Here is a 21,597-nt window from a genome sequence, read left to right as displayed (position 1 = left end):
GCGGGCAGCGTAGGAAATCGGCTGCCCGTGTCGGCTAAGGCATCAGGCCGATAAATACTGTTTTCTTGCGTGGGCCGGTCATCAATCCCTCCAGTTGTTCGACACACTTCAGGTAATGGGGGGTTTGCTTATGTGCCGCCACCGCAGCTTCATCGGTATAAGCCTCATAGATATAAAAACGGGTTGGGATCGTCTCGTCCCTTAGCACATCAAAACGCAAGTTCCCCGCCTCGCGGATAGAACCCTGATGATTGGCGCGAAAAACCTCAATAAACTGCTCAACTTTGTCATCTTTCACATTAATTTCGACGAGAGTCACGTGCATATTTGTCTCCTGATTACCAAAGGTCTCCTTATTACCGAAGACCTCCTTGTCACGGCTTACCAGTCACTGACTGGCAGCGATGCCCACTCAACCTTTTTCATCTAAGAACAGCTTATAGGCTGTTTGTGCATTTTCATTTTTATGTACCACTGCATGAACCGCTTTCAGCATGGCAATTGGGGCTTCTGACTGGAAGATATTGCGCCCCATATCTACACCTGACGCTCCCTGATCAATGGCTTGATAGCACATTTCCAATGCATCGCGTTCTGGTAGTTTTTTACCACCGGCAATGACGATAGGCACTGGACAACCGGCAGCGATACGTTCAAATCCACTGTCAACATAATAGGTTTTGATCACCTGTGCGCCCATCTCAGCGGCAATTCGGGTGGCCAGAGAGAAGTAGCGCTGGTCGCGAGCCATGTCTTTACCGACGCCAGTCACGGCCATGGTAGGCATGCCGTAGCGCATTCCCTGATCAACTAATTGAATGATATTTTTAATCGACTGATGCTCGTGTTCAGTGCCGATATAGACTTGTGCCGCCACGGCGCAGGAGTTGAGCCGCAATGCATCTTCCATTGCCACCGCCACCGCTTCGTTGGATAAATCAGTCAGAATCGAGTTGGCACCAGATGCGCGCAGTACCACCGGGCGATTGGCCGACGCGGGGACGATACTGCGCAAAATGCCACGGGTACACATTAGGACATCGGCATATTCAAACAGCGGGGCGATATTGATATCAATCCGCTCCAGGCCCGTGGTCGGCCCCTGAAAATAACCGTGATCAAATGCCAGCATTACCGTGCGATTGGTTTTCGGATTGAAAATTCGCGCCAGCCGGGATTGCATCCCCCAATCCAGTGAACCCGAGCCTTTCAGTGTAAAGGCAGGATTTATCTGCGGCACGCCAATACCGAAATCTTTACCGTCTTTAATATCGTCTAAATCAGCCATCTGTTATTACTCCTTTAGTCCTGTTCCGGCCCGCCGGTGGACGGGCCGCCGAGATTAAAAATCGTATTTGTCGATGTTTTCTTTAGTGAAAATGACCCGCTGTGGCAGTAACACAATGCCGCTGCCTTTAGCCTCATGGTCATAGCCCTGAATGCTATTCGGTGCCACTTCAACCACGCCAATGTTCGGGATATCAATTTTATCGCCGACATTCAGGTCGCCTTTTTTCAGCATTTCATTGGCGACATAAACTGAAATCTTGCCTTGATTAACCACATCCCACAGACCGAATTCCTTGACCGTGCCGCGCTGAACATAAGGGCGCATCACGTTTGGAGTACTGAAGCCGACGATCGCCACATTGTCGCGTTTCAGGTTTTCTGCTGCTTGTGCCGCAGCGGGCAGGGCGTTGGCATCTGGGGCAATAATGGCATCCAGATCGCTATAAGCTTTTAAGATGCCTTCTGCGGTTTGCAGTGATTTTGTGGCATCGTTATAGCCGAACTGGGTGGTGACCACTTCCCAACCGGGGTGATCTTGTTGGATTTTTTTCTTCGCTTCATTGACCCATTGGTTCTGATCGGTAACCGTCGGGCTGGAATAGAAGAAGGCAACCTTGGCTTTATCTTTTTTCACTTGATTCGCGGCCATATCGACCAGCATCGAACCCAATTGATTCGGGGTACCTTGGTTGATGTAAATCGAGCGACATTCTGGTTTGGTATCAGAGTCCCAGGTCAAGATTTTGACGCCCCGTTGCATCGCGCGTTTTAACGCAGGGCACAGTCCATCCGGTGAGACTGCCGAAACCACAATGGCGTTGTAACCCTGATTGACGAAGTTATTGATTAACTGAACCTGGCCGGAAACACTCGGTTCTGTCGGGCCATCGTAGGTCACATCCACACCCAGCTCTTTACCGGCATCAACGGCACCTTTACCGCCGCTGGTGAAGAAGCCGACCCCGACCAGTTTCGGGATAAATGCGATGCGTTCTGCCGCTTGAGCAGTAGTGATACAGGCAAATCCAAGGGCACAAACCAGTGCCAGCTTTTTTAATCTTTGTGTTTTCATTGCTATCTCCGAAGAAGCTAGGGGTAGAGGTGTTGGCAATTTCACTACAAAAGAAAACAGGTATTAACTTAGGGTGTGTCTGCTGCGACGACGTTGCAGCCATTCATGAATCAGATGTCGGTGCAGGCTGATAGAGCGCCCAACCACCACTAGAATCAGCAATGCACCGGACAACGCACTCGATATCTGGTTTGGTGTGCCAATCATTTGCAAACCTTGCTGTAAGTAACCCACCAGTAATATCGCCAGTGCCGTCCCGAGGATGGAGCCAGAGCCGCCGTAGATGTTAGCGCCCCCCAGTACCACTGCGGTGATGGCTGGCATCAGGAACGAAGCCCCCAAATCAGAGCGTGCTGAACCGAAATAAGAGACCAATAGGACCGCGGCAATCGCAGACGCCACACCCGTCAGGGCATACAGGATGCATAAGGTACGCGCGACGGGCAGGGCGCTGTAACGGGCCACCCGACTGTTTTGCCCGATAAGGAATACGTTGCGGCCGCTATGAGTGCGGTGCATCAGTAGCCAGAACAGCAGCACGCAGACCATAAAGATAACCAGTGGGACGGGCAGGCCGAACAACGTTTGGTTGGCAAAATCGGTAAAGGCTGTTGGGAAACCGCCAATGCCCTCATAGCCGGTCGCGCCGGAAATGCCGGACAACAGCAAGGCGCTGCCGCCGAACAGGTACATGGTGCCTAGAGTTATGACCAACGGGTTGACGCCGGTATACAGAATCAGCCCGGCATTAATCAAACCGCATAACGCGCCAACCACCAGTGTCAGCGGGATCGCGACACTCATGGGGACGCCAGCTTGAAACATCACGCCTAGGAATATGGAGCACAATCCGATAGTTGAACCGAATGAGATGTCAATTCCGCCACTGACAATCACCATGGTCAGCGGCAAAGCTACAATGCCGATGCAGATGAAATCACTGGTACTGAACAGCAATACGTTGATATCCAGCATGCGAGAATTCGATAAACCAAACAGCAGGATTTCCAGCACTAACAGTGCAGCCAAGGCCAGTTCCCATCCATAACGGCGATATATATTCATCGCGCCACCTCTTTTTATACCCTTCATCTTTCAAATTGCAGGTGTGTTACCTACTCTCGTTTAGCCGAATCACTTACCACTGTATGCTCATCGGGATTCTCTCGTTTGCCGCCTTCCTGCATCATGAAATCTATTGGGTATAACGTTTTTCTTCTTATCCGAAGTTGTCGACTTACCAGAAACTGCCGGGCGAGCATTAAAGCGAGCATATTTCTGCTGGCGGATATTGCGCTCAATGGCACAGCGCAGGCGGCCATCGAACACCAGCACACCCAGCAACACCAATCCGGCAATAAAGTCATTCCACCAAGCAGGCAGGCGCAGTAGCACCAGCACGCTGTCGATTTGTGTTAATAGGTAAGCCCCTAGAATGGCCCCGAGAATGGTGCCGGTACCACCGAGCAGGCTGATCCCACCGAGAACACAGGCGGCGATGGCTTTCATCTCTAACCCACTGCCCGTCTGATTAGGGATAAAGCCAATTTGGGAGGCGAAGACAATCCCTGCCAGCGCGGCCATCACCCCATTCATTGAGAAGGCAAAAATACGAATACTGTCGGTGCGGATCCCCAGTTGGCGTGCACCCTGCAAGTTATCGCCGGTAGCATAGAAACTGCGGCCAAAGGCGGTTTTACCTAGCAACAAGGCCATAGCTACAATCAGCAGCATAATTAGCCAGCCGATAGGAGAGATAGAAAACAGAATGGGGGTGGATAAACTTTTCAAGTCTGCTGGCAGCCCTTCTATCCATTTCCCGCCGGTTATCAATAGCATCAGGCCGCGATACAACCCCAGCGTACCCAGGGTGGCGACAATCGCCGGGATGCGCAGCCAGGTAACCAAAATGCCATTAAAGAAGCCCGTCACCATGCCGACCAGCAGAGCAAACAGGCAGGAGATTGCCAGCCCGAAACCAGCATTGAGCGCCATACCCACAGTGACGGCACATAAGCCGGTAATGGAGCCGACGGACACATCGATATTGCGGGTTAGCATCACCATGGTGGCGCCGATGGCTAACAGGATCAGGATCTGTGCGCTGCTGAAAATCATGGTGAAGGTTTGCAAGGTGAAGTAATTACTGTCGATCACACCAAGCAAGGCAAATAAAGCCAAAATCGCCAGCAGTGCGGTACCTTCACGATTGTTTTGAATAAATTGATAGCTTTGAATAAATTTCAACATGATGCGCCCTCGCTTTCAGCAGATTGGCGCGCATCGGTATTATGTTCACCAAAGGCCAGATGCATAATGGTATCGACATTCATTTCCGCCCCACTGACTGCGCCACTGATTTCACCTTGATGCATGACCAACACCCGGGAAGCCATCTGCACTACTTCTTCCAGATCTGACGAGATAAAAATGATCGCCACATGCTGAGAGGCAATACTGCGGATCAATTGATAAATATCGCTGCGCGCTGATACATCTACGCCACGAGTAGGTTCATCAATAATCAGTAGCAACGGATTGGCTTCAAGGCATTTCGCAATCAACAGCTTTTGTTGATTGCCACCAGACAAGGTGCGCACGGGTTGCTCAAGGTGGCTGAACTTAATGTTTAGTGCCCGCCGATAGCGTTCCAGAATGGCGGCTTCCTGTGCCGGATGTGTCCATAACCCCTGATTACCCTGGGTGAGCGAGCAGACATTCCAACTGAGCGGAGCATCCAGATAGAGGCCGGAGGCTTGGCGGTCTTCCGGCAGATAAACCAACCCGGTTGCCAGACGATTGACGGTTTTCATCAATGTGATATCAATCCCTTCCAGCCTGACGTGGCCACCGCTGGCGGGTCGTAAACCATAGAGTGTTTCAGCGAGTTCTGTTCTGCCCGCACCAACCACCCCCGCTAATCCCAGGATTTCACCGGCATGCACCTCAAAAGAGATATGGGCAAAACCTTCACCACTCAGATCGGCAACTTCTATCACCGGTTGATTGGACTGAGCACGCGCTTGAGAGCGGCGGTTACCGGGCAGTTCCAGCCATAGCTTCTGGGTATCAGATAATTCGCTGTTTTTGGCCTGTGGCTTAATGGCCTGAATAATCGTATCGATGGAGAAATCAGTGGTAGCGCCACTTAGAGCGATGCCACCATCGCGCATGACACTGACCCAATCTGCCAGTTGACGAATTTCAGGTAATTTGTGGGAGATAAATACCACTCCGACACCTTGCTGCAATAACATTTTGATTTGGCTAAATAGACGATTGGTTTCCGCCGGTGTTAGTGACGCTGTTGGCTCATCAAGGATCAAAATACGTGAGTCACGCATCAAGCCGCGCATAATTTCTACTAGCTGTTGATCTGCTACATCCAGTGAACCGGCGCTGACTGACAGATCCAAATGGCAACCCAGGTTTTTGAGTAATTGCGCCATCTTCTTCTTATCTGCCTGATGTTTGGGCAAACGAAACAGAATATTTTCTTGTACCGACAGATTGGCAAATAACATCGGTTCTTGGGGGACCAAATAGATACCGAGTTGATGTGCTTTTGCTGGGGTGAGATTAAGGCAGGGTTGCCCATTGATCTCGATGGTACCGCTGTCTGGTGGCAGCACGCCGGCGATGATCTTCATCAACGTCGATTTCCCCGCGCCATTTCCTCCCAACAGGGCATGTACCTGTCCTGGTTGCAGAGTAAAGTCGATACTCTTCAATACCACTACGCCGGAAAACTGCTTGCTGATACCACGAACCTGGAGCAGCGGTGGCGGATTGGTGTGCGGCATCAGTGGCTCCTTTTTGTGAACAAAAATATTTTAAATTTAAAAGTGTTCAAAAAAGATAGCTGTATAATCCCGTTTGTGGCGTAATCAAGATCACATTTCCGTGAATAAAAAAATTTAAATTAAAATGTGTTCAAATGTATTGCCTAAGCTGTTAGCGTAGTTCTCAACTGAGATTTATACCCGTCATCTTTCAAGTTGTAGGTGTGTTGGCTGTGCTCAATCGCCCGAATTACTTACTTATGTAAGCTCATCGGGATTATGAACCTCATCAGAGGCTCACCCTAAGGGCCAGCGCAAGCGCTGTTCAAAATGGTTTACAACCAATTTGTCTTTCGCTTGCCGCCTTCCTGCATCTTGAAATCTCTTGGGTATAGCATTTATCAGACCGTGGATTTTTGATCGATGATGAATCAATGAAGAATGAGAAAGCGGCAATAGGGATCACGGCTAATGATGAGAGAAAAATCAGTAACAAAAGAAAAACCCATGTCGTCTAACGATGAATACAAATATCCGGGTAATAGCATGAGTGAAGAGGAACTGCTCGCTCGCATTGCGTGGTTTTATTATCACGATGGCTTAACACAAGGGGATATTGGCGAACTGTTGGGGTTAACCCGACTGAAGGTCTCCAGATTGCTGGAAAAAGGCCGCCAGTCTGGGGTTATTCGGGTACAGATTAATTCGCGCTATGAGGGTTGTCTGGAACTGGAAAACACCTTGCAACAGCATTTCGGCCTCAAGCATATCCGCATTCTGCCTTCTCTGGCTGATCTCAGTATCAGTAGCCGGTTGGGGATTGGCGCTGCACATTTATTGATGGCATTGATACAACCACAACAACTACTGGCAGTCGGCTTTGGTGAAACCACCATGTGTGCCTTACAGCATTTAAGCGGTTTTATCGCTTCGCAGCAGGTCAGACTGGTGACGCTTTCCGGTGGGGTTGGCTCTTATATGACCGGTATTGGCCAGTTGGATGCCGCTTGTCAGGTCAGCATTATTCCTGCGCCGTTGCGTGCTTCCAGTGCCACAGTGGCGGAGACATTCCGTCAGGAAAACAGTGTGCGCGATGTGATGCTAGCCGCCCGAGCGGCTGATGTTGCCGTCGTGGGTATCGGTTCGGTCAATCAGCAAAAAGAGGCCACCATTTTACGCTCCGGCTATATCGGTGAAGGTGAACAACTGATGTTCAGTCGCAAGGGGGCGGTCGGCGATATCCTTGGCTACTTTATGCAAGCCGATGGCGCATTGGTGCCGGATATGCAGATTCACCAGGAGCTGATTGGCGTCTCACTGACAGATCTGACCAACATCCCGACAGTGATTGGTGTCGCCGGTGGCATTGAAAAATCAGAAGCGATTGTGGCTGCATTGCGCGGAAAATACGTGAATGCATTAGTGACGGATGAGCTAACAGCAAGATCAATCATCAAATTGATTTGATTGGCTATTTTACTTGCCAGCTTAGGCTTGCGCAGGGGTTCAAGAATTACGCCAATAGTTTTGATTATTCTTTTGAGAAAAAAGCAGTAGAGGACAGGTTTATTCATAAATTCATATAAAACAGAGGATAGCGTAATGAGTCAATTCTCTACGGCCACATCGGCTGAATACCTGATGGCGCTGGATGCCGGCACCGGCAGTGTCCGGGCTGTCATATTTGATCTTAATGGTAATCAGATAGCGGCCGGACAGGCTGAGTGGCTACATTTGCCAGTACCTGATGTCCCAGGGTCGATGGAGTTTGATTTAGCGACTAACTGGAAGTTGGCCTGCCAGTGCATCCGCCAAGCATTGCATCAGGCTAAGCTACCGGCGAGTGCTATTCGCGCCGTGGCTGCCTGCTCAATGCGCGAAGGCATTGTGCTTTATGATCGCAGTGGCAAACCTATTTGGGCGTGTGCCAATGTGGATGCCCGTGCCAGCCGTGAAGTCAGTGAGCTTAAAGAGCTGCATAATGATGGGTTTGAATTCGAGGTTTATCAATGTTCAGGCCAAACTCTGGCACTAAGTGCTATGCCTCGGTTACTGTGGCTGGCGCATTACCGCCCGGATATCTATCGCCAGGCGGGTACATTAACCATGATAAGCGACTGGCTAGCCAATATGCTCAGTGGTGAGCTGGCGGTTGATCCTTCGAATGCAGGAACCACCGGCATGCTGGATTTAGTCACCCGTAACTGGCAACCGAGCTTGCTGGAGATGGCTGGACTACGTGCCGATATTTTATCGCCGGTCAAAGAAACTGGAACACTGCTAGGCCATGTCACAGCACAAGCCGCAGAAGAGAGTGGTCTGTTGGTGGGAACGCCAGTGGTGATGGGCGGTGGTGATGTACAATTAGGTTGTTTGGGGTTGGGGGTCGTTCAACCGGGTCAGACCGCAGTATTGGGCGGCACCTTCTGGCAGCAGGTGGTTAATTTGCCTAAGCCGATTACCGATCCGGATATGAATACGCGTATTAACCCTCATGTTATTCCCGGTATGGTACAGGCTGAATCCATCAGTTTCTTTACCGGCCTGACCATGCGCTGGTTCCGTGATGCATTTTGCGCCGAAGAGAAATTACTGGCTCAGCGGCTGGGTATCGATACCTACAGTTTATTGGAGGATATGGCCGCCCGCGTACCGGCAGGGGCATACGGCATCATGCCGATTTTCTCCGATGTAATGCGCTTCAAATCCTGGTATCACGCCGCACCTTCCTTTATTAACCTTTCACTTGATCCAGAAAAATGCAACAAAGCTACCCTGTTCCGTGCTCTGGAAGAGAATGCCGCGATAGTCTCGGCCTGTAACTTAGCGCAAATTGCTGAGTTCTCCGGCGTCAAAGCAGCCTCAGTGGTATTTGCAGGCGGAGGTTCAAAAGGGAAACTGTGGAGCCAGATTTTGGCCGATGTGACCGGGGTTCCTGTACGAGTACCCGTTGTCAAAGAAGCCACGGCTCTCGGTTGTGCTATCGCCGCGGGTGTGGGGGTCGGGCTGTATGACGCGCTAGATAAAACCGGTGAGCGGCTAGTGCGCTGGGAGCGAGAATACACCCCGAACACCGAGCATCAGGCACTGTATCAAGCCGCAAAAGTAAACTGGCAAGCAGTGTATACCGATCAGTTGTCGCTGGTGGACAGTGGGTTGACGACTTCCCTATGGAAAGCCCCTGGCCTCTAAAATTGGCTATCTTACTTGCCAGCTTGAGCTTCGGGGCAGTGCTCGCCGCCGTCACGTACTGCGTGTACGCTCCGTTGGCTGCGCGGCTTTCCGCACTCAATCTGCCTGCGCCGATAACGCCAATTTCCTCTGATAATTATCTTACTTGCCAGCTTGAGCTTCGGGGCAGTGCTCGCCGCCGTCACGTACTGCGTGTACGCTCCGTTGGCTGCGCGGCTTTCCGCACTCAATCTGCCTGCGCCGATAACGCCAATTTCCTCTGATAATTATCTTACTTGCCAGCTTGAGTTTCGGGGCAGAATGATCATTACAATCATTCGTGGCTTTATAGAGTTAAGTAAGAAAGATATTGGTATGCTATACCCTAAATAATTCGAGTTGCAGGAAAGCGGCAACTGAGTAAATCCCCAGGAGCTTACTCAAGTAAGTGACTGGGGTGAGCGAGGGCAGCCAAAGCACATGAAGCTTGAAGTATGACGGATATAAAAGAATTGCCATGCAGCAAACACTTGGATAGCATTATTGCCCCCCTTCGTTGCCGATGATGGCGCATCCTATGATGAATACATCAAATAAGACAGAATCACCTGCCGGGCAACCTTCTGCTCCTGTTGCTACCGCCCAACAGCGAGCATTTAACCTGCCAGATACACTGCGGGACAAAAGTAACGTTCAGCGCATTTTAGTGATTAAATTACGCCATTTCGGCGATGTTTTACTCACAACGCCACTACTGAGTACCTTACAAGCCAACTACCCACAAGCAAAAATCGACGTGCTGCTGTATGGCGGAACGCAAGATATGCTGCGGGAGAACAAAACGGTCAATCATGCATTTATTGTTGACCGTGGCCTCAAGCATGCGGGTCTAAAGGCCCAAATCAGTGGCGAAAAAGCGCTGTTTAATGCATTGAAAGAACACCATTATGATCTGATTCTCAATTTATCCGATCAATGGCGAGCCGCAGCGTATTGTCGTTTATTAAAACCTGGCTTCAGTATTGGTTTTCATTATCCCAAACGCGATACCTGGCTATGGCGCTATTGTCATTCTACATTGGTTGATATCCCCAATGCGGCCAAAAGGCATACCGTACTCAATAATCTGGATATTCTCGCGCCACTGCAACTAACTGATATTATTAATGATGTTACCATGTCTTATGGTGTGCACGATGTTGAACGGGTACAGAAATTGTGCCAACAACGCCATATCAATGACTATATATTGATCCAACCTTCTGCTCGCTGGAAGTTCAAAACATGGGCCAGTGAATCATTTAGCCAACTGGTAAATCATCTCACTGAGCAAGGTGAAACCATTCTACTTACCGGCGGCAAAGATCAGGCTGAATTGGATTATATTGCTGAGATCATTGCCGGATGCACACAACCCGAGAAGGTAGTTAATTTGTCTGGCCTGCTGGCGCTACCGGAACTGGCAGTATTTATTGATAACGCTAAGCTCTTTATTGGCGTAGATTCCGTGGCAATGCATATGGCCGCAGCCTTACAAACACCCGCAGTGGTTCTCTTTGGCCCCAGTAATCTTAACCAATGGCATCCGTGGCAGGCTCCACACACGCTGTTATGGGCCGGGCATTACCGCACGTTGCCACACCCTAATGAGATAGATACTGACACTACCGATCGGTATTTGAACGCCATTCCGGTGAGCGAAGTTATCAGTGCTGTTGATGCGTGGCGTGCTCAAAGCCGTTAACGGGGGCGCATCAGTAACCTTATTTTCCGCTAACCAGCTTAAGCTGAGAGAATTATGACAATCCCATCGACTTCTTCACCGGCCGCTTTCACGGTCAACCGCCGTAGTGAAATGCTGGGGGGTATTGCAGCATTGCTGCTAGGTATCTCTTTACCGACATCCAACCCACTGATCAATATCTCACTGGTTTTAATCCTGATCTGTTTGATAATTAATCGCAACACATTGCAATTCAAACCATTACTGACTAATCCGTTGGTTTACCTGCCTGCTGCGATGTTTGCATTGTTGGCATTGTCACTGCTGTTTCATCACAACAGTTATGGCCCGGATATGGTGGGTAAAGATAAGAAATTTCTTTATGTATTGCCGTTAGCCCTGTTTTTTATCAACCAACCACGGTTGATAAAATTGTTTGGAATCGGCTTCTTAGCGGCTAACGCGGTGGCATTAGCCGGAACACTGGCCGTTGGGGTGTTGCACATTCCCATTGGCAATGTAGATCCAACCAATCCGACTATCTTTAAACTGCAAATTACCCAAAACTTCTTTATGGCTTTGGCCGCCATGTTGTGGCTGGCGCTGGCCTTTAAAAATCAGGGCTGGAAACGCTGGGGGTATGGCTTGCTGGTGGCAGCGGCGAGTTACAGTATTCTGTTCTTGGTATTGGGGCGAACCGGTTATGTGGCATTAGTTGTTGGGCTAGGGATATGGCTCTTCTTCTCTCTGGGGCGCCGCCAACGCTGGCTATTGGTAGTGTTAGGGGCGATAGCCTTTGCTGCACTACTACTGATACCCAATAAAGCGACCGACCGTATCGTGCAGGGTGTCGATGAGATAAAAGTCTGTATGGCCGCGTCTGCGGATGATGTAAATGATGCTTGTCGTAGTTCGATGGGGCAACGTTCGGCCTTTGCCATTGAAGCGGTGCGGCTAATTAAAGAGTCACCTATTCTGGGGCACGGTGCTGGCGGCTTCTATTATGAGAACCCAGAGATCAATTACAAAATCAATAATCCACACAACCAATATCTGTTGGAAACGATCCAATCAGGCTTTGTTGGCTTAATTATCTTTTTGGCATGGATTGTTTGTTGTTATCGCGTTATTTGGCAACAAATACCGGTTTTACGCAATGTACTACTGGCTGTATTGACCAGTTATATGGCGTGTAATTTCTTTAATTCATTCCTGCTGGACTCATCTGAAGGCCATCTATTTATGATCTTCGTAGCAATTTTGGCGGGCTATTCAGTGACAGAGACGCAGCATGTATCGGATAAGCAATTGACATAACAGTTACACATTTCTGCTAATTTGACGTGCTATAAAACGGCTCCTAATGGGGGCCGTTTTTGTTGATTCCGTCATGATGATGCATGCTTTGAAGCTAAAAAGTGAATTTTAACGGAAAGGCTGACATCTCTATTTGAAATAGGAGGTCTTTAATAAAATGTACATATTACACACTAAATATACGTATTTTATTTACGCTTTCTTATACATTGTAGGAATAATAAGAGGAAAAATTGGCTTTTCCTACGTGATTTCATCATTATAACCCTATAAATGGTAAGATATTTCGACATTAAATATCAATGTTCCTAATGAAATTATGGGAAAGATGAATATATTCGCTATCTAAAGCACTTTGTTTTACTGGTGATTGATTCTGTTTTTTTTGATTTTTTAAAATTAAAGCACTGGTTTTATGTGATTTATTGGCGTTATCAAGTGACGATTTTCACTTGACTAGATGTAAAAATCGAATATTTAATGTTCACAATAAATCTAAATGAAATCTAAATGAAATCTAAATGAAATCTAAATGAAATCTAAATGAAATCTAAATGAAATCTAAATGAAATCTAAATAATTATTGTAATAATGCGATTTTTATTGATTTTATCTCTAATAGTAACTACGCAATAATGATTTAAAAAACTATTACATCCGTTTTATAAAAATTAAAACGGAGTATATAAATGTGGCTGTCATCTGATTGTCTGCGTCTGATTGATGGCGGATATAGGGGAGTAAATGTGAGCTAATAGAGAATTTTAATAAGACATTGCCTATTTTAACAATGGAATGGATTATTTTTAACTTATTGAAATTTAAGGGTATTTAAATTATATTTTTAATGGTTAATCTATAAGCTTAGTTCATAGAACGAGAGTCCGCAAGATGGCAGGGACTCTCGTTCATATGTCTATTATTAAATTAATGCGGGTACTGGAATCATCTTAAATGATCCGTCTAATAAAAACAGATTTCTATGCTAATAGAATAGGTAGATTGCAGTGAATTAAACTGAAATGTCATTTTCTGAATATACAAAATGATGACTTTGAACACTGTTACAAAATTCTGATGTATGTGATAATTTTATCAAGAATTTACATATTGTAAGATTTGGTCTACTTTCCCGAAATTATGCAATAGTTTTAAAGGAAGCTATGATAACTATGTATTTATATTGATAAGTGGGTCTGGGTGAATCTGTTTGTAGGATAAGCAGAATTTACATTTAACTTAATTTATCCAATGTCATTGAGAGCATCATGGCCAATTCAACAACGAATAAATTATCTTTACCGGCCCTTACCTCTTTGGTGGTCGGTTCAATGATCGGGGCCGGTATATTTTCATTGCCGGCAACATTTGGACGAGCAACCGGTGGGTTTGGCGCACTTATCGCCTGGTGTATAGCGGGGGGTGGGATGCTAATGCTGGCTTTTGTTTTTCAAACATTAGCGCAGCGTAAACCTAATCTCGATTCTGGTGTATTCATTTACGCAAAAGAGGGCTTCGGGGATTATCTTGGTTTTGCTTCTGCATTAGGTTTCTGGGCCGGTACCTGTATTGGTAACGTCTCTTATTTTGTTCTTATCAAATCAACGTTAGGGGCATTCTTCCCTATATTTGGTGATGGTAATACTATTCCGGCGGTGTTAATTGCCTCCGTTATCTTGTGGGGATTCCATATCCTGATATTGCGCGGCGTTAAAGAAGCTGCAGCAATTAATACCATCGCCACCTTCGCAAAAATAATTCCAATCTTCATTTTCGTCATCGTACTGATTTTTGCCTTTAAAGGTGATGTTTTTGCGCTGAACTTCTGGGGTACGCCAGATGTGATTAAAGGTGCTGATTTATCCCATCTGAATGACTATGGCTATGTTGGTCATGCGGCGGCGGCAATCACCACGTCAGTTGAACCTGAGTCTCTATTCTCTCAGGTACGTAGCACCATGCTGGTCACAGTATTTGTATTCTTGGGTATCGAAGGTGCGAGTGTTTATTCACGTTATGCCAAAGAACGTAGCCATGTTGGTATCGCGACCGTTCTGGGCTTTATTGGTGTGCTGTGCCTGCTGGTATTGATCACCATGTTGTCTTACGGCGTGTTACTGCGCCCTGATTTGGCGGCATTACGCCAGCCATCAATGGCTGGGGTGTTAGAGGCGATAGTCGGCCGCTGGGGTGCAATATTTATCAGTGTGGGTCTGATTATCTCCGTGTTGGGTGCTTATTTATCATGGTCACTACTGGCAGCGGAAGTGCTGTTTTCGGCGGCTAAGAGTAACAGCATGCCAAAAATCTTCGCGACTGAAAACAGCAATGCTGTGCCTTCAGCAGCGGTTTGGCTGACCAACATCTTTATACAGATATTCTTAATTCTCACCTTGTTTACTGATTATGCTTTTCAACTGGCGCTGGAATTAACCAGTTCATTAACTCTGATCCCTTATCTGTTAGTAGGGGCTTATGGCCTGAAATTGGCATGGACCGGTGAGACTTACGAAACGAATAACCGTGGTCATAGAAAAGATTTGATTTTTGCCATCATTGCGACTTTCTACTCTGCTCTGATGATTTACGCCGGCGGCCTGAAATACGTGCTGTTGTCGGCCATTATTTACGGACCGGGCACTATTTTGTATCTGATTGCCAAACGTGAACAGCATCAAAAAGCCTTTAATTCCTATGAAAGAATACTGTTTATTGTTCTGATTGTTGCTGCGGTGGCTGCGATTTATAGCATTGCTACCGGGATTATCACCATATAATTTATTGGAGTTCTTATGTCAGATAAAGCTAAGAAAACTCACGCTAAACCTAAGTTTGGTGTTCACTCTGAAGTCGGCAAGTTACATAAAGTAATGGTGTGCGCCCCAGGGCGTGCCCATAACCGCCTGACGCCAAGTAATTGTGATGAATTATTATTTGATGATGTCCTGTGGGTAGAGAGAGCCAAGCGCGACCATTTTGATTTTATGACCAAAATGCGTGAACGCGGTGTTGATGTGGTTGAGATGCATAATCTGCTGGCTGAAACGGTCGCCATTCCAGCGGCGAAAAAGTGGATTTTGGATCAGCAAATTGTGCCGAATGAAGTGTCATTGGGCATTTTGCAAGAAACCCGCAGCTATCTGGAAAGCCTGGAGCCGCGCGTGCTGGCTGAAGTGCTGATTGGCGGCTTGTCCACCACCGAACTGCATAAAGACGGTAAATGTGACAAAGAAGAGTTGAAGCTGATCCGCGAAGCGGTTGGTATTACTGAATACTTGTTACCACCGTTGCCCAATACACTGTATACCCGCGATACCACTTGCTGGATCTATGGCGGTGTGACACTAAACCCACTGTATTGGCCGGCGCGTCATGAAGAAACCATCCTCACCACGGCTATCTATAAATTCCACCCGGACTTTGGTGACGCCAATGTGAAAGTGTGGTGGGGTGACCCGACGCAGCACCACGGCACTGCGACGCTGGAAGGCGGTGATGTGATGCCAATCGGTAATAAAACCGTGTTAATCGGCATGAGTGAGCGAACTTCGCATCAGGCAATCACGCAGTTGGCGCAATCGCTGTTTAAAAATAGCGAAGGGCAGGTGGAGCGCGTCATGATCGCGGCCATGCCTAAATTGCGTGCCGCTATGCATCTGGATACCGTGTTCACCTTCTGCGACCGTGATGTAGTGACGTTATATCCGGCGATTGTTAATCAGATCCAAACCTTCTCACTGCGCCCTGATAATGGCCCGACCGGCATTAAGTTAAGTCGTGATAAAGGCACCTTTGTTGAAGCAGTTGCTGGCGCGCTTAACCTGAAAAAACTGCGTGTGGTTGAGACCGAAGGTAATGATTACGATACAGAACGTCAACAATGGGACAGTGGTAATAACATGGTTGCTCTTTCACCAGGTGTGGTGCTGGCCTATGACCGTAATACCAAAACCAATACCCAGTTGCGTAAAGAAGGGGTCGAAGTGATTGAGATAGTCGGCAGTGAATTAGGCCGTGGGCGTGGGGGCGGTCACTGTATGACGTGTCCAATCATCCGGGATGCCGTCGACTACTAATCCCCTTCGGCCTTGAAGCCACAGGGGTGTTAGCTGCGCGCACTTACCCGAATCACTTACTTATGTAAGCTCATCGGGATTCGTTTGCTGGCTGCCTACCTGTGGCTCCAATGACTTTTGGGATGTCCTTCGGCCTTGAAGCCACAGGGGTGTTAGCTGCGCGCACTTACCCGAATCACTTACTTATGTAAGCTCATCGGGATTCGCTCAATTGCCGCCTTCTTGCAACTCGAATTATATAGGGTATAGCGCAGTTGCTCTTAAAAAATAGCTGATAGTGAGTAGCAGAGTAGTGCTATTTCGCTATTGGCTATCTCTGTTTTAGCAGCCAGAGATTTGTATTTGGCAAGAAAGCACGACATTACGTTTTTAAAGCCGAGAAATGATGAACTAAGATGAAAAGGGTGATCAAGTGAAATACGTGTATTTAGTGTGCTTTTTGCTGATAGTGGCCCTGATGACGCTTTTTGTATTTCAAAACAGCGGGCTAGTGAACTTATCTTTACTTTCCATGCAAATAACACTACCCATTTCGGTGCTAATTGTGCTGATCTATTTTCTAGGGATGTTTACCGGGGGATTATTAATCACACTAATAAGAGCGCTGGTGCGCCGTCTGTCACAAAAAAGTGAAGCCCAAAACAGATAAAGAAGTGTGAATAATTAATCTGCAATAATTATTAAAATCTGACTCAACGAGATCTTATAGTGAAGATAAAAACAGTAATCACTCTGCTATTAACGTTTCTTCTCGCTGCTTGCGACAGAACTCCCCCTGAAGTCGCAGAAAGTGTGCGCCCGGTAAAAATATTTACCGTTGAAGACAGTGGGCAAAATGGCACTCGCTATTTTCCAGCGCGATTACAAGCTGGCGATGAAACTCAGCTCTCCTTTAAGCGAAGTGGGCAATTGCAACAGTTGCTGGTGCGTGAAGGTGAGCAGGTGAAAAAAGGCCAAGTCATTGCCAGACTGAATGATACGGATTTGAACCTACGAGTCAGGGATCGTCAGTCTACCTTTAATCTGGCTCGCGATCAGTTTAACCGTTTCAATACCTTGCAAGGGCAAAGGGCGGTATCTCGTGCTGAGTTGGATGTACGTCGTGCTGAGATGGAATCGGCGCGTGCGGCCTTGGAAATTGCACAAAAAGAACTTAGTGATGCAACTATTACCGCACCTTTTGATGGCATTATTGCCAATGTGAATGTGCGTAACCATCAGGTCATGGCCCCAGGTCAGGCGGTTGCCACATTAAGTGCATTGGATACGTTAGATGTGGTGTTCAGTGTGCCGGAGCGCCTGTTTACTACGCTGGATATCAGCAATCGTAACTACAAACCAACGGTATTACTTAATCATATGCCGGGGCGCGAATTTATTGCTGAGTATAAAGAACACACCACCTCAACCACCTCTGCTTCACAGACTTTCCAGGTGACACTGACGATGAAGCGCCCGGCTGATATGCCATTGCTTTCAGGTATCAGTGGCCGGGTAAGAATCAACTCTGGCAATCTGTCTGGCACTGATCATCCGACGATTATCGTACCAGTGGAAGCCGTGTTTAACCCAGACACTGCCCAATTGAATGATGCAAGAGTCTGGGTTATCAAGAATGATGATGGTCAGATGCATGTTGAAGAGCGCAAAGTTCAGGTAGCTCAATTGACCGCCAACGGTATTCAAATCACCTCCGGTCTGGCTGATGGCGAGCAGATTGTCTCCGCAGGTACCGGTGAGCTTCGCCCAAATCAGGTTGTCCGGGCTTGGGTCCGTGAGCGGGGTCTCTGATGAAGCTGACTGACAATTTTATCAATAATAATACCCGTATCTGGCTAACGATTCTGTTGCTGGGTATTGGTGGCATTATTGCCTATCTCAATATAGGCAGGCTGGAAGACCCAGCCTTCACCATCAAAACGGCGGTAGTTGTCACCCGTTATGATGGTGCATCAGCACAGCAGGTAGAAGAGGAAGTCACACTCCCATTGGAGAATGCCATTCAGGAACTCTCTTATGTTGACGACGTCACTTCTATTTCCAGTGCCGGTTTATCACAAATAACTATCAATATTCGCGCACAATATGGCGCGAATGAGTTACCGCAAATCTGGGATGAACTGCGGCGTAAAATCAACGATAACAGTGTGCGTTTGCCACCGGGAGCCAGTGCGCCGATGGTCAATGACGACTTTGGCGATGTTTATGGCTTCTTCTTCTCACTCACGGGAGAGGGGTACAGTAACCAGGATTTACGTAATTTTGCCGAGCAACTGCGACGTGAACTGGTACTGGTACCCGGGGTAGGTAAAGTGGGTATTGTGGGTATTCTGCCTGAAGAAGTTCAGGTGGAGATTTCTCGTGCCCAGATGACCGCCGCAGGTATCACGCCACAGCAGTTATCCGATTTACTGAGCCGCCAGAATGTGGTGTCCGATGCGGGCCAGTTGCAGGTGGGCAGTGAGTCTATTCGTTTGCATCCAACCGGTGAATTCCAAAGTGTACAAGAACTGGGGAATTTACTGGTAAGTCAGCCCGGCAGCCCGAAAAGCGTGTATTTGCGTGATATCGCTACTGTCTCTCAAGGTTTTGGCCATTCACCGACCAATATTTATCGTGCCAACGGTAAACCTGCATTGGCACTGGGGATTTCGTTTGCCCCGAATGTCAACGTGGTAAACGTAGGTAATGCGATTAAAGCCCGGCTGGCGCAGCTTGACGGTGAACGCCCGTTAGGTATGCATATCAACGTGTTCTATGATCAGTCCCATGAAGTTGAAGGGGCGGTTAACGGTTTTATCCTTAACTTCCTGTTGGCACTGTTGATTGTTGTGGTCACTTTGCTGATTTTCATGGGGGTGCGCAGCGGTATAGTGATTGCTATCTCGTTGGCACTTAACGTACTGGGTACGTTGCTCATTATGTGGCTATTTAATATCGAGCTACAGCGAGTGTCGTTAGGGGCGCTGATTATCGCGCTAAGTATGTTGGTGGATAACGCCATTGTGGTGGTGGAAGGTATCGTTGTTGGTCGCCAGCGAGGCGAAAGCATCTTTACCGCTATTAGCAATGTGGTGAAGCGCTCAATGATGCCGTTGTTAGGCGCGACTATCATTGCCATTCTGGCCTTTGCACCTATCGGCCTGTCCAATGATGCAACGGGTGAATACTGTAAATCGTTATTCCAGGTGTTGTTGATCTCGCTGATGTTAAGTTGGTTCACGGCACTGACGCTAACACCGGTCTTTGCTAAGTGGGCATTCCAAAACCAGAAACCGGCGAAAGTGGATGCCGATAAGCCGGCCAGACAACCTTATGATGGGTGGTTATTCCGCTATTATCGGGTGATATTGAATAAATTACTGCAACATCGCAGTATCACTTTGGTGCTGCTGGCGGCCATGTTAGTGGCATCGGTGGTGGGTTTTGGTCATGTTCGCCAGAGCTTCTTCCCGCCCTCTAATACGCCAATCTTCTTCGTTGATATCTGGCTGCCGAATGGTACTGATATCAATTACACCGAAGGGATAGCGAACAAGGTTGAGCAGTATATCAAGCAGCAAAAAGGGGTTGAGGACACCATGGTGACGATTGGTCAGGGCGCAATGCGCTTTATGCTGACCTACAATGCTCAACGTCGTTATCCTAACTATGCGCAGGTGATGGTTCGTACCGAGGACCTCAGCCAAATACCGGGTTTGATTGATGAAATCGAATCCTATATGCATGACGAATACCCGCAGGTTGATGCGCAGATAAAACGCATCATGTTTGGGCCATCCAACAACAGTTCCATTGAAGCACGCTTTGTTGGCCCGGATCCTGAAGTGTTACGAACCCTGGCAGCGCAAGCGGAAAAAGCGATCATTGCTGATCCGATGGCAGATGGTGCACGGCATGACTGGCAGGATCGTAGCAAAATGATCCGGCCACAATTCTCCGACTATCTGGGGCGCGAACTGGGGGTAGATAAACGCGAAGTTGATGGCACATTGCGCATGAGCTTTGGTGGCCTGCCGGTAGGATTATACCGTGATGGCACTCGCTTAATGCCGATTGTACTGCGCACACCGGATGCAGAACGGCTTAATGCAGAACGGCTGAATGATGTGATGGTATGGAGTCAGGCGCGCCTGGCCTTTATCCCGATCGATAACGTTGTCACCAGTTTTGAAACCGAGTGGGAAGATCCGCTCATTATGCGCCTGGATCGCAAGCGGACGCTGACGGTACAAACGGATCCGACCCAACAAGGCGGTGAGACCTCTGCTGAACTGTTGCGGCGTATCAAACCGGGTGTGGAAGCCATTCAGTTACCGCGCGGATACGAACTGGAGTGGGGCGGTGACTATGAAAGTACCAAGGAAGCACAACGGGGTATTTTCACCAGTTTGCCGATCGCGTTCCTGATTATGTTCATCGTAACGGTATTGATGTTCAGCTCGGTGCGCAATGCTATAGCGATCTGGCTGACGGTGCCACTGGCATTAATTGGTGTCACGGTAGGCTTCCTGTTGACGGGGATTCCATTCGGTTTTATGGCTTTGTTGGGGCTGTTAAGTCTGAGTGGTATGTTGATACGTAACGGCATTGTGTTGGTGGAAGAGATAGGCTTACAGCGACAGGAAAAACCACTGCGCGAAGCTATTATTGATGCCTCTACCGCCCGTTTACGGCCTATTATGTTGACGGCATTTACCACGGTTCTGGGGCTGGCTCCGCTGCTCAGTGATGCTTTCTTCCAGAGTATGGCGGTGGTCATCATGTTTGGTCTGGGCTTTGCAACGGTGCTGACATTGCTGGTGTTACCAGTGATTTACAGTTGTATGAATCCAGAACCTAAAGAGAAAGTGAGTGACGAACCCGTCAGTGAATAACGGTTAGTGTGGCGTTAGCACTACCGAGAATGACTAAAGCTGCCCCTTTTATTGGGGTGGCTTTTTTTATGGCTGGTGCCTATCGCGGGTAAACCTATTTCTATTTTACCTTCTTACACTGTTTGGCGGCTTCTGTGCGCCACTTCTCTTCCTGTCCCTGTGTTACGGCATTATCGTTCCAATATGAAACCATGCTGAGATAACGGAGTTTCATAATGGAACGTTTTAACTGTTGGTTCTCAGCCTGTTTTTTGCGCTTATAGTGGATGCAGTTTCATCAAATTGACCC

The 21,597-nt window shown here is 47.9% G+C and carries 15 protein-coding genes; 9 read left to right on the top strand and 6 right to left on the bottom strand.

Features of this window, described 5'->3' with window-relative positions; all coding sequences use genetic code 11:
* Positions 1-34 precede the first annotated feature (34 nt).
* The 6 genes from lsrG to lsrA form a co-directional block, all read right to left on the bottom strand.
* Positions 35-325: a (4S)-4-hydroxy-5-phosphonooxypentane-2,3-dione isomerase gene (gene lsrG, locus V1953_RS18355; RefSeq protein WP_083160770.1), complete on the bottom strand. Its 291-nt coding sequence runs from the start codon at positions 323-325 to the stop codon at positions 35-37.
* 87 nt (positions 326-412) lie between these two features.
* Positions 413-1,288, bottom strand: a complete 876-nt coding sequence (gene lsrF / locus V1953_RS18350) for a 3-hydroxy-5-phosphonooxypentane-2,4-dione thiolase (RefSeq protein WP_083160768.1) — start codon at positions 1,286-1,288, stop codon at positions 413-415.
* Positions 1,289-1,342: 54 nt separating this feature from the next.
* A complete protein-coding gene (lsrB, locus tag V1953_RS18345) occupies positions 1,343-2,362 on the bottom strand; it encodes an autoinducer 2 ABC transporter substrate-binding protein LsrB (protein ID WP_083160765.1) in 1,020 nt (339 codons plus the stop codon).
* A gap of 63 nt (positions 2,363-2,425) precedes the next feature.
* Positions 2,426-3,427 carry an autoinducer 2 ABC transporter permease LsrD gene (gene lsrD / locus V1953_RS18340; RefSeq protein ID WP_083160763.1) on the bottom strand — a complete coding sequence of 334 codons (1,002 nt, stop codon included), beginning with the start codon at positions 3,425-3,427 and terminating at the stop codon, positions 2,426-2,428.
* Between the two features lie 87 nt (positions 3,428-3,514).
* Positions 3,515-4,612, bottom strand: coding sequence for an autoinducer 2 ABC transporter permease LsrC (gene lsrC / locus V1953_RS18335; RefSeq protein ID WP_083160759.1), 1,098 nt, complete (start codon positions 4,610-4,612; stop codon positions 3,515-3,517).
* Complete coding sequence (gene lsrA / locus V1953_RS18330; protein ID WP_083160757.1) at positions 4,606-6,165, bottom strand: autoinducer 2 ABC transporter ATP-binding protein LsrA; 1,560 nt, start codon at positions 6,163-6,165, stop codon at positions 4,606-4,608. Before lsrA ends, lsrC begins: the two co-directional genes overlap by 7 nt.
* Positions 6,166-6,618: 453 nt before the next feature.
* Between lsrA and lsrR the strand changes: the two genes are divergently transcribed.
* From lsrR to V1953_RS18285, 9 genes are all read left to right on the top strand, one after another.
* Entirely contained in the window at positions 6,619-7,611 is a 993-nt protein-coding gene (gene lsrR, locus V1953_RS18325; RefSeq protein WP_083163898.1) for a transcriptional regulator LsrR, read from the top strand.
* 135 nt (positions 7,612-7,746) lie between these two features.
* Positions 7,747-9,336, top strand: a complete 1,590-nt coding sequence (gene lsrK / locus V1953_RS18320; protein WP_442851189.1) for an autoinducer-2 kinase — start codon at positions 7,747-7,749, stop codon at positions 9,334-9,336.
* Positions 9,337-9,892: 556 nt separating this feature from the next.
* Entirely contained in the window at positions 9,893-11,059 is a 1,167-nt protein-coding gene (gene rfaQ / locus V1953_RS18315) for a putative lipopolysaccharide heptosyltransferase III (protein WP_442851188.1), read from the top strand.
* Between the two features lie 54 nt (positions 11,060-11,113).
* Positions 11,114-12,355, top strand: a complete 1,242-nt coding sequence (waaL-ps, locus tag V1953_RS18310) for an O-antigen polysaccharide ligase WaaL-ps (RefSeq protein ID WP_372568628.1) — start codon at positions 11,114-11,116, stop codon at positions 12,353-12,355.
* 1,268 nt (positions 12,356-13,623) lie between these two features.
* Positions 13,624-15,132 carry an amino acid permease gene (locus V1953_RS18305; protein WP_083160751.1) on the top strand — a complete coding sequence of 503 codons (1,509 nt, stop codon included), beginning with the start codon at positions 13,624-13,626 and terminating at the stop codon, positions 15,130-15,132.
* A 15-nt stretch (positions 15,133-15,147) separates the two neighbouring features.
* The gene (gene arcA / locus V1953_RS18300) at positions 15,148-16,431 is read left to right on the top strand and encodes an arginine deiminase (RefSeq protein WP_372568629.1); all 1,284 of its coding nucleotides are present in this window, start codon (positions 15,148-15,150) and stop codon (positions 16,429-16,431) included.
* A 412-nt stretch (positions 16,432-16,843) separates the two neighbouring features.
* A complete protein-coding gene (locus tag V1953_RS18295; RefSeq protein ID WP_372557918.1) occupies positions 16,844-17,080 on the top strand; it encodes a LapA family protein in 237 nt (78 codons plus the stop codon).
* A 59-nt stretch (positions 17,081-17,139) separates the two neighbouring features.
* Positions 17,140-18,222, top strand: coding sequence for an efflux RND transporter periplasmic adaptor subunit (locus V1953_RS18290; protein ID WP_372568630.1), 1,083 nt, complete (start codon positions 17,140-17,142; stop codon positions 18,220-18,222).
* A complete protein-coding gene (locus V1953_RS18285; RefSeq protein WP_083160743.1) occupies positions 18,222-21,308 on the top strand; it encodes an efflux RND transporter permease subunit in 3,087 nt (1,028 codons plus the stop codon). Before V1953_RS18290 ends, V1953_RS18285 begins: the two co-directional genes overlap by 1 nt.
* Positions 21,309-21,597 lie beyond the last annotated feature (289 nt).

This window comes from Yersinia sp. 2541 StPb PI, assembly GCF_052217145.1.
Lineage (GTDB): Bacteria > Pseudomonadota > Gammaproteobacteria > Enterobacterales > Enterobacteriaceae > Yersinia > Yersinia enterocolitica_E.
This window is presented reverse-complemented; position numbering and strand designations above follow the sequence as displayed.

What these genes read in the sequence shown, in the direction of transcription:
- lsrK (WP_442851189.1), top strand. Translation starts at nt 7,747, where the DNA reads ATGAGTCAATTCTCTACGGCCACATCGGCTGAATACCTGATGGCGCTG.
- waaL-ps (WP_372568628.1), top strand. Translation starts at nt 11,114, where the DNA reads ATGACAATCCCATCGACTTCTTCACCGGCCGCTTTCACGGTCAACCGC.
- lsrR (WP_083163898.1), top strand. Translation starts at nt 6,619, where the DNA reads ATGAGAGAAAAATCAGTAACAAAAGAAAAACCCATGTCGTCTAACGAT.
- arcA (WP_372568629.1), top strand. Translation starts at nt 15,148, where the DNA reads ATGTCAGATAAAGCTAAGAAAACTCACGCTAAACCTAAGTTTGGTGTT.
- lsrC (WP_083160759.1), bottom strand. Translation starts at nt 4,612, where the DNA reads ATGTTGAAATTTATTCAAAGCTATCAATTTATTCAAAACAATCGTGAA.
- lsrD (WP_083160763.1), bottom strand. Translation starts at nt 3,427, where the DNA reads ATGAATATATATCGCCGTTATGGATGGGAACTGGCCTTGGCTGCACTG.
- lsrB (WP_083160765.1), bottom strand. Translation starts at nt 2,362, where the DNA reads ATGAAAACACAAAGATTAAAAAAGCTGGCACTGGTTTGTGCCCTTGGA.
- V1953_RS18285 (WP_083160743.1), top strand. Translation starts at nt 18,222, where the DNA reads ATGAAGCTGACTGACAATTTTATCAATAATAATACCCGTATCTGGCTA.
- lsrG (WP_083160770.1), bottom strand. Translation starts at nt 325, where the DNA reads ATGCACGTGACTCTCGTCGAAATTAATGTGAAAGATGACAAAGTTGAG.
- rfaQ (WP_442851188.1), top strand. Translation starts at nt 9,893, where the DNA reads ATGATGAATACATCAAATAAGACAGAATCACCTGCCGGGCAACCTTCT.
- lsrA (WP_083160757.1), bottom strand. Translation starts at nt 6,165, where the DNA reads ATGCCGCACACCAATCCGCCACCGCTGCTCCAGGTTCGTGGTATCAGC.
- V1953_RS18305 (WP_083160751.1), top strand. Translation starts at nt 13,624, where the DNA reads ATGGCCAATTCAACAACGAATAAATTATCTTTACCGGCCCTTACCTCT.
- lsrF (WP_083160768.1), bottom strand. Translation starts at nt 1,288, where the DNA reads ATGGCTGATTTAGACGATATTAAAGACGGTAAAGATTTCGGTATTGGC.